General features: G+C 70.2%; 3 protein-coding genes and 1 tRNA gene. 3 read left to right on the top strand and 1 reads right to left on the bottom strand.

The features are described 5' to 3' along the window. The first annotated feature begins 3 nt into the window (after nt 1-3). Nucleotides 4-79 (top strand) — tRNA-Thr (locus SGA01_RS40260). A 105-nt stretch (nt 80-184) separates the two neighbouring features. On the opposite strand, the gene SGA01_RS40255 is transcribed toward SGA01_RS40260, so the two are convergent. Next, the gene (locus tag SGA01_RS40255; RefSeq protein WP_167534299.1) at nt 185-2,830 is read right to left on the bottom strand and encodes a SpoIIE family protein phosphatase; all 2,646 of its coding nucleotides are present in this window, start codon (nt 2,828-2,830) and stop codon (nt 185-187) included. Between the two features lie 269 nt (nt 2,831-3,099). On the opposite strand from SGA01_RS40255, the gene SGA01_RS40250 reads away from it, so the two are divergent. Continuing rightward, entirely contained in the window at nt 3,100-8,586 is a 5,487-nt protein-coding gene (locus tag SGA01_RS40250) for a HAMP domain-containing protein (RefSeq protein WP_174867697.1), read from the top strand. 294 nt (nt 8,587-8,880) lie between these two features. Continuing rightward, nucleotides 8,881-9,552 carry a response regulator gene (locus SGA01_RS40245; RefSeq protein ID WP_055641027.1) on the top strand — a complete coding sequence of 224 codons (672 nt, stop codon included), beginning with the start codon at nt 8,881-8,883 and terminating at the stop codon, nt 9,550-9,552. The last annotated feature ends 225 nt before the right edge of the window (nt 9,553-9,777 follow it).

Genomic DNA, 9,777 nt, shown 5'->3' with positions numbered 1-9,777 from the left:
CCCGCCCTTTTAGCTCAGTCGGTAGAGCGTCTCCATGGTAAGGAGAAGGTCAACGGTTCGATTCCGTTAAAGGGCTCCAAAGAAAAAGGCCCCCGCCATTGGCGGGGGCCTTTTTTGCGTTCGGGGTACTTCAGGGACAGAGGATCGATGGTGGCGGCCCCTTTGCAGGGGCCGCCCTGGTGTGTCAGCTGGGGTCCGGCTCTCGGAGGCGCATCGCCAGGATGGCCATGTCGTCGGAGGCCGGGGCCTGGGCGAAGCGTTCGACCGCGCGGAGGACACGGGAGGCGACCGCGCCGGCCGTCAGGCCCGTACACGTCCTGAGGACTTCGGCGAGGCCGTCGTCGCCCAGCATGCGGGTGCCTTCGCGGCGCTCCGTCACGCCGTCCGTGACACAGAGGAGGACATCGCCCGGGTCGAGCGTGATCGTCTGCTCGTAGAGTTCGAGGTCCTCCATGACCCCGAGCAGAGGCTGCGGCTCGGCGGCCGGCCGGACCGTGCCGTCCTGGCTGAGGCGCAGGGGCAAGGGGTGGCCGGCGCAGACGACCTTCAGGATCGCGGAGCCGTCCTCCTGCGGGCGCATCTCGCCGTAGAGCAGGGTGAGGAAGCGGCTGCGGGCGCCCTCGTCGAGGATCGCGGCGTTGAGCCGCTCCAGGACGGCCGGGCCGCCGAAGCCCTCACGGGCCAGGAGCCGCAGGGCGTGGCGGGCCAGGCCGGTGACGGCCGCGGCCTCCGGGCCCGTACCGCAGACGTCGCCGATGGCGAATCCGTACGCGCCGTCGCGGATCGGGAAGAGGTCGTAGAAGTCACCGCCGACCTCGTTGCCCTCGCCGGCCGCTCGGTAGATGACGTCGACCTCGACGCCGGGGATCACCGGGAGGCCGGGCGGGAGGAGGCTGCGCTGGAGGGACTGGCTGATCGCCACGCGCTCCGAGTACAGGCGGGCGTTGTCCAGGGCCAGGGCCGCTCGGCGCGAGAGGTCCTCGGCGAGCTCCAGGATCTCCTGGCGGAAGTGGTCCTCGGAGGGCCGGCCCAGGGTCAGCATGCCGATGACCCTGTTGCGGGCGACCAGCGGCAGGACGACCGTCTCGCCGGCGACCGCGCTCGCTGTGGCCAGCGTGGTGTCGATGCCGGAGGAGAGCGGGCTCGTGGGGTGGTCGAGGGCGCGGACCGAGGCGGTGAGCGCCGCTCGGTGCGCGGCGTCGCCCGGGGCCGCCCAGACCCGGGCGCCGGGCGTCGGCACCGGGTCGGGAGGGGCGATCGACGAGAGCAGGTCCTTGAGACCATCGATGCGATCCTCGTCCTCGTGGAGTACGTACGAGAGGTACGGGTCCGAGGCCTGGTCGGCGATCGTGTAGACCGCGCACCAGGTCGCGAGGGTCGGGACCGTCATCTGGGCCATCAGGGCCAGGGTCTGGTCGCGGTCCAAGGTGCCCGCGAGGAGGTCGGAGGCCTCGACGAGGAAGCTGAGGGAGCCGCGGCGGAGGCGTTCGAGCTCGCCGAGGCGGGCCGACTCGACCGCGAGGGCGATGCGGTCGGCGGCGAACTGGAGGCGGAGGGCCTCTTCGTTGGAGTAGCGGTTCGGGGACTCCGCGGCCACGCCCAGGGAGCCGGTGAGCCGGCCCTCGACCTTGAGCGGGACGGTGACCACCGAGCGCATGCCGGTGGCTTCGAGGAGGGGGACGGCGCCGGGGACGGCGGCCAGGTCCTCGTGGACCGCGGGCATCCGGGCGGAGCCGTAGCGGCTCGCGCCGGTCTCGACCGGGACGCGGGCGAAGCGCTGGCGGGCGGCCGGGAGGCCGGTGGTCGCCCGTACTTCGAGCTCGGTCTCGTCGTCCGTGGCGAGGAGGAGGAACGCGGCGTCGCCGTCGAGCATGTCGCGGGCGCGCTCCACCGTGCGCTGGAGGAGGCCGTCGAGGTCGTCGGGGGCGGGGGAGCCGATGAAGACCTCGAAGGGGTCCGCCGAGCGGCTCTCGGAGCCCGGCTCGGCGGCGGGGCGCTGCGGGGTCTGGAGGACGGCCCGCTCGTGTTCCCGTACGAGGAGACAGACGGTGGAGGGTTCGCCCTCGGTGTCGCGGACCCGGAGGTGCGAGGCGTAGACGGGGACGACGCGGCCGTCGGCGCAGCGGATGCCGTAGCTGCCCTCCCAGCGGGAGAGGCGCAGGGCCTCGGCGAGGCCGGTGCCGATTCCGGGGGTGTGCGGCCAGGCGGCGAGGTCGCCGAGCGGCTTGCCGGTGACCTGGTCGGCCTCGTAGCCGAAGAGCTCCGCGGCGTCCTCGTTCCACGCGGTGACCGCTCCGCCGCGGTCGATCTGGGCGACGGCGACTCGGACGCGGCTCTCGGCGGCCGGGAGGAGGGCGTCGGGGAGGACGGGGCCGGCGGAGCGGGTGCCCACCGGGCGTCGGGGGAGGTCGAGGTGGAACCAGACGTGCTTGCGGGTGGGGGAGTAGTCGACGCCCCACCGGTGGGCTAGGGCGGCGCAGAGCAGCAGGCCACGGCCGTTCTCGCGGTCGGGGTTGCCCAGGGTGCGGCCGCTCTGGACGGGGATCTCGCGCTCGGGGTAGCGGTCGGCGACCTCGACGCGGATGCTGTCCTCGGAGCGAAGACAGAGGACCTCGGCGGAGGTGCCGGCGTGGATGACGGCGTTGGTGACGAGCTCGCTGGTGAGGACGACGGCGTCGTCGACGAGTTCGGAGTGTCCCCAGCCCTGGAGGGTGTCCCTGACGAACGCGCGGGCGGCCGCGACGGACCGCCCGACGGGCTCGAAGCTGGCAGTCGCCCGCGCGGTGATCACAGCACTCCTCGTACGCGTTTCGACGCCCGGCTCTGCCATGCTCGGTCTGTCCCTCCCACTGCCCGGTGGTCGTGCGCGCACCACACCGACCCCGCCGGGCGGACCGGGGTGGTTGGACAGCCGGATGCCAGGTTACTTACCTTCGCTGTCCGTGCGGATGCCGGTCGTCGCAGTTTCCGTTCCCCAGGGGTGGGGACGCTGTGCGAAGCTGCCGAACTGTTATCGCCTGGTTCGGTCGCGGTGAAACACTGGGCAGGCTATCGGCGAGAGCCGGAAGCGTACGGTCGACCCCTTTCGGGAGGGACACGGTGGAGTCTGGCACGGCGGCGCGGCGTGGCGGCGGGAGCGGCACGCGCGCGAGGGGCGGGCGTCCTCGTGGGGGGACGGTCCAGGTGGACGAGGCGTCGCTGGAGCGGTTGCTGGCCGCGCTGGTGTCGATGCGGGACGGGAACTTCCGCAAGCGGCTCACGGTGTCCGGTGACGGGGTCATGGCGGAGATCTCCGCCGTGTTCAACGAGGTCGCGGACCGGCAGATGCACGTGACGGGGGAGCTGTCGCGGGTCCGTCGGGTGGTCGGGCGCGAGGGCAAGCTGTCCGAGCGGCTCGAGGCCGGGGCGACCGAAGGGGCGTGGGCGGCGGCGATCGAGGCCGCGAACGCGCTGGTCGACGATCTGGCCCGGCCCGTGTCCGAGGTGGGGCGGGTGCTGTCGGCGGTGGCCGAGGGTGACCTCGACCAGCGGATGGACCTGCGTTCGGAGGGTGCCGACGGGGCCGTACGGCCGCTGCGCGGGGAGTTCCTGAAGGTCGCGCGTACCGCCAACAACCTTGTCGACCAGCTGTCGGTCTTCGCTTCCGAGGTGACGAGAGTCGCCGTCGAGGTGGGTACGGACGGCAAGCTGGGCGGGCAGGCGCAGGTGCGTGGGGTGTCCGGTTCGTGGAAGGACCTCACGGACTCGGTCAACACCATGGCGAACCGGCTGACGGCCCAGGTGCGGGACATCGCGCTCGTGACGACGGCGGTGGCGGACGGCGATCTGTCGCAGAAGGTCACGGCGAACGTCGCCGGCGAGATGCTGGAGCTGAAGAACACCGTCAACCGGATGGTGGACCAGCTGTCGTCGTTCTCCTCCGAGGTCACGCGTGTGGCCCGTGAGGTGGGTACGGAGGGCGAGCTCGGCGGTCAGGCCGAGGTGGCCGGGGTCGCGGGCGTGTGGAAGGACCTCACCGATTCCGTCAACACGATGGCGGGAAATCTCACCAATCAGGTGAGAGGGATCGCCGAGGTGACGACGGCGGTCGCCAACGGCGATCTGTCGCAGAAGGTGCGGGTCTCCGCGCGCGGTGAGATCGCGCAGCTCGCGGACACGATCAACCAGATGACCGAGACGCTGCGGACGTTCGCCGACGAGGTGACCCGGGTGTCGGGCGAGGTCGGCGCGCAGGGTCTGCTCGGTGGTCAGGCGCAGGTGCCGGGCGCCGCGGGGACGTGGAAGGACCTGACCGACTCGGTCAACACCGTCTTCCGGAACATCACCACGCAGGTGCGGGACATCGCGCAGGTCACGACGGCCGTGGCCAACGGTGACCTGTCACAGAAGGTCACCGTCGACGTGGCCGGCGAGATGCTGGAGCTGAAGAACACCGTCAACACGATGGTCGACCAGCTGTCGGCCTTCGGTTCCGAGGTGACCCGGGTCGCCCGGGAGGTCGGTGTCGAGGGCCTGCTCGGTGGTCAGGCCGAGGTGCCGGGTGCGGCCGGGACGTGGAAGGACCTGACCGACTCGGTCAACACGGCCTTCCGGAACCTGACCGGTCAGGTGCGGGACATCGCGCAGGTCACGACGGCCGTGGCCAACGGTGACCTTTCGCAGAAGGTCACCGTCGACGTGGCCGGCGAGATGCTGGAGCTGAAGAACACCGTCAACACGATGGTGTCGCAGCTCTCGTCCTTCGCCGACCAGGTGACGCGGATGGCGCGGGACGTGGGTACCGAGGGCCGGCTCGGCGGGCAGGCGCGGGTGGACGGCGTCTCCGGCCGCTGGCGTGAGCTCACCGACTCCGTGAACTTCATGGCCGGCAACCTGACCTCGCAGGTGCGGCAGATCGCGCAGGTGACGACGGCGGTGGCCCGCGGTGACCTGTCGCAGAAGATCGACGTGGACGCCCGGGGCGAGATCCTGGAGCTGAAGAACACCATCAACACGATGGTCGACCAGCTCTCCGCCTTCGCGGACCAGGTGACCCGGGTGGCCCGCGAGGTGGGTACCGACGGCCGGCTGGGCGGTCAGGCGCAGGTGCCGGGCGTGGCCGGCGTGTGGCGTGACCTGACGGACTCGGTGAACGGCATGGCCGGGAACCTGACGACCCAGGTCCGTAACATCGCGCAGGTCGCCACGGCGGTGGCCCGCGGTGACCTGTCGCAGAAGATCGACGTGGACGCCCGGGGCGAGATCCTCGAGCTGAAGAACACCCTCAACACCATGGTCGACCAGCTGTCCAACTTCGCCGAGCAGGTGACCCGGGTGGCCCGTGAGGTGGGCACCGAGGGGATCCTGGGTGGGCAGGCCGAGGTGCAGGGGGTCTCCGGCACCTGGAAGGACCTCACCCAGTCGGTGAACTTCATGGCGAACAACCTCACCATCCAGGTGCGGAACATCGCCGAGGTCACGACGGCCGTCGCCATGGGCGACCTCTCCAAGAAGATCACCGTCGATGCCCGGGGCGAGATCCTGGAGCTGGTCACGACCGTCAACACGATGGTCGACCAGCTGTCGAACTTCGCGGACGAGGTCACGCGCGTGGCCCGCGAGGTGGGTACGGAGGGCATCCTCGGCGGCCAGGCACGCGTACGCGGTGTCACCGGTACGTGGAAGGACCTCAGCGACAACGTCAACCTGATGGCCAACAACCTGACGAGTCAGGTGCGGAACATCTCCCGGGTCTCGGCGGCCGTCGCCAACGGCGACCTGACGAAGAAGGTGACGGTCGAGGCGCGCGGCGAGGTCGCCGAGCTCGCCGAGACCGTCAACACGATGGTGACGACCCTGTCGTCCTTCGCGGACGAGGTCACGCGTGTGGCGCGTGAGGTGGGTACCGAGGGCGAACTGGGCGGTCAGGCGCGGGTGCCCGGTGTCTCCGGAACCTGGAAGGACCTGACCGAGTCGGTGAACTCGATGGCCGACAACCTCACCGGTCAGGTGCGGCAGATCGCCGCCGTCACCACCGCCATCGCCAAGGGCGACCTGACCAAGAAGATCGACATCGACGCGCGAGGTGAGATCCAGGAGCTGAAGAACACCATCAACACGATGGTCGACCAGCTGTCGAACTTCGCCGAGGAGGTCACGCGTGTGGCCCGCGAGGTGGGCACCGACGGGCAGCTGGGCGGCCAGGCCCGGGTCCGGGACGTGGAGGGCACCTGGAGCGACCTCACCGAGTCCGTGAACGAGATGGCCGGGAACCTCACCCGGCAGGTGCGGGCCATCGCGGCCGTCGCCACCGCGGTGACCCGCGGCGACCTCAACGTCAAGATCGACGGTGTGGACGCGGCCGGTGAGATCCAGGCGCTCCAGGACAACATCAACACGATGATCGCCAACCTGCGCGACACCACGCTCGCCAACGACGAGCAGGACTGGCTCAAGAGCAACCTGGCCCGTATCTCCGGCCTCATGCAGGGCCGGCGGGACCTCGACGACGTCGCCTCGCTCATCATGAGCGAGCTGACGCCGGTGGTCTCGGCACAGCACGGCGCCTTCTTCGTCGCCATGCCGACCGGCCACGCCCACAGCGACGCCGAACTCGTCGGTGAGGGCGACGGCTCGTACGAGCTGCGGATGCGCGGGAGTTACGGGTACTCCACCGGGTCCATGCCGACCTCGTTCCGCCCCGGTGAGACGCTCATCGGGACGGCCGCCGAGGAGAAGCGGACGATCCAGGTGAACGTGCCGCCGGGCTATCTGAAGATCTCCTCGGGGCTCGGGGAGGCCTCGCCCGCGCATGTGATCGTGCTTCCGGTGCTCTTCGAGGGCAAGGTCCTCGGAGTGATCGAGCTGGCCTCGTTCCAGCCGTTCGCGCAGATCCAGCGGGACTTCCTCAACCAGATCGCCGAGTTGATCGCGACCACGGTCAACACCATCAGCGTCAACACCAAGACCGAGGTGCTGCTCCAGCAGTCGCAGGAGCTCACGGAGCAGCTCAAGGAGCGCTCGGCCGAGCTGGAGCACCGGCAGAAGGAGCTCCAGGGCTCGAACCTGGAGCTGGAGGAGAAGGCGGAGCTGCTCGCCCGGCAGAACCGCGACATCGAGGTGAAGAACACCGAGATCGAGGAGGCCCGCCAGGTCCTGGAGGAGCGCGCCGAACAGCTCGCCGTCTCCATGCGGTACAAGTCGGAGTTCCTGGCGAACATGTCGCACGAACTGCGCACCCCGCTCAACTCGCTGCTGATCCTCGCCAAGTTGCTCGCGGACAACGCGGAGACCAATCTGACGCCGAAGCAGGTCGAGTTCGCGGAGACCATCCACGGTGCCGGTTCGGACCTGCTCCAGCTGATCAACGACATCCTCGACCTGTCGAAGGTCGAGGCGGGCAAGATGGACGTCTCGCCGACCCGGATCGCGCTCGTCCAGCTCGTCGACTACGTGGAGGCCACCTTCCGGCCGCTCACGGCGGAGAAGGGGCTCGACTTCTCGGTGCGGGTCTCGCCCGAGCTGCCGGCCACGCTCCACACCGACGAGCAGCGGCTGCTGCAGGTGCTGCGCAACCTTCTGTCCAACGCGGTGAAGTTCACCGACTCCGGCGCGGTGGAGCTGGTGATCCGGCCGGCCAACGCGGACGTGCCGCAGTCGATCCGCGAGCAGCTCCTGGAGGCGGGTTCGCTGCGCGACCCGGAGGCCGATCTGATCGCGTTCTCCGTGACGGACACCGGGATCGGGATCGCGGCGAGCAAGATGCGGGTGATCTTCGAGGCGTTCAAGCAGGCCGACGGCACGACCAGCCGGAAGTACGGCGGTACGGGTCTGGGGCTCTCGATCAGCCGGGAGATCGCGCGGCTGCTCGGCGGCGAGATCTTCGCGGCGAGCGAGTCGGGTCGCGGTTCGACGTTCACGCTCTATCTGCCGCTGAGCCCGACGGAGCTGTCGTCGCACGGGTACGGGCAGGGGGCGTCGGACGCCGAGGACGCGCAGCAGGGTGCCGAGGACGGGTCGGCCGGGGCCGTGCACGCGTTCCCGCACTTCCCGCCGGCGCCCGTGCGGACCGAGGCGCGGTCGGGGGCCGGGGCGCTGTTCCGGCACCGGCGGAAGGCCGCGGCGGAGGCGACCGGGGCGCGGACGGCCGTACCGGGGCAGTCCGGTCAGCAGGGTGCCGTGGACCGGGCGGAGCCGGAGGCGGAGGTGGAGCCCCGGCGCACCTTCAACTTCTCGGGCGAGCGGGTGCTCATCGTGGACGACGACATCCGTAACGTCTTCGCGCTCACGAGCGTCCTGGAGCAGCACGGGCTCGCGGTGCTGTACGCGGAGAACGGGCGCGAGGGCATCGAGGTCCTGGAGCAGCACGACGATGTGACGGTCGTGCTGATGGACATCATGATGCCGGAGATGGACGGGTACGCGACGACGACCGCGATCCGGCGGATGCCGCAGTTCGCGGGGCTGCCGATCATCGCTCTGACGGCGAAGGCCATGAAGGGCGACCGGGAGAAGGCGATCGAGTCGGGTGCCTCGGACTATGTGACGAAGCCGGTCGACCCCGACCACCTGCTGTCCGTGATGGAGCAGTGGATGCGGGGGGAGTGACTCCGGATCGGGGCCCGCGCGGCATGTCGCTCGGGCCCCGCGGGCTTCGCTGACGGACTGTCGCCACGGGGGTGTGAGCGGGCGGGATACGGGGAACCTTCTGGTCTCCCACCGCGTTTCTGGTACGTGCACAGTGACATCGCGGTGACAGGGTGTGGCGACGGGCGGGGTGCGGCTACGATGACCGGCACAAGGACTGACGGCGCTAGGGAGTCGTCTTCTGGGGCGGCACCCGGTGCTTCCCCCGGTCACGGGAGCCGGGGAGAGCCGTTGCCGGGGCGAGGAGGACGGGGCATGGTGCAGAAGGCCAAGATCCTCCTGGTCGATGACCGGCCGGAGAATCTGCTGGCGCTGGAGGCCATTCTCTCCGCGCTCGATCAGACGCTGGTGCGGGCATCGTCCGGGGAGGAAGCGCTCAAGGCGCTGCTGACGGACGACTTCGCGGTCATCCTGCTGGACGTCCAGATGCCGGGTATGGACGGCTTCGAGACGGCAGCGCACATCAAGCGGCGCGAGCGGACGCGGGACATCCCGATCATCTTCCTCACCGCCATCAACCACGGCCCCCACCACACCTTCCGGGGGTACGCGGCCGGAGCGGTCGACTACATCTCGAAGCCGTTCGACCCGTGGGTGCTGCGCGCCAAGGTCTCCGTCTTCGTCGAGCTCTACATGAAGAACTGCAAGCTGCGTGAACAGGCCGCCCTGCTGCGGCTGCAGTTGGAGGGCGGCGAGGGCGGCCACGGCAAGGAGTCCGCCGGGCTGCTCGCCGAGCTCTCCGCCCGTCTCGCCGCTGTCGAGGAGCAGGCGGAGGCGCTGTCGAAGCAGCTCGACGACGACTCCGCCGACGCCGCGGCCGTCGCCACCGCCGCCCATCTGGAGCGCAAGCTCACCGGGCTGCGGCGCGCCTTGGACGCCCTGGAGCCGGGGACGGGTGCCGCGCCGACGCTGCCCGCCCAGACCTGACGTACCGTCACTCGGGGTAGACGTGTCGTGACTCGGCGTCAGCTCCGCTCCCCGGCAGGGATGACACGATCGTGTGAGACGGACACCCGTCCGCTTACCGGCGGGTGAGAGCGGACAGCCCGTCCCCTCACCGGTAACCTCAACATCATGGCTTCACGTACGTCCGGCAAGGGTTCTCAGGGCACGGCGGGCGCTGCAAAGCCGCGCGCCGGCCGGACGACGGCC

It is taken from the genome of Streptomyces gardneri, from assembly GCF_006539185.1.
Lineage (GTDB): Bacteria > Actinomycetota > Actinomycetes > Streptomycetales > Streptomycetaceae > Streptomyces > Streptomyces gardneri.
This window is presented reverse-complemented; position numbering and strand designations above follow the sequence as displayed.

Bases quoted from the DNA above. Each gene is read 5' to 3' on its own strand.
- SGA01_RS40255 (WP_167534299.1), bottom strand. From the start codon at position 2,830: ATGGCAGAGCCGGGCGTCGAAACGCGTACGAGGAGTGCTGTGATCACC.
- SGA01_RS40245 (WP_055641027.1), top strand. From the start codon at position 8,881: ATGGTGCAGAAGGCCAAGATCCTCCTGGTCGATGACCGGCCGGAGAAT.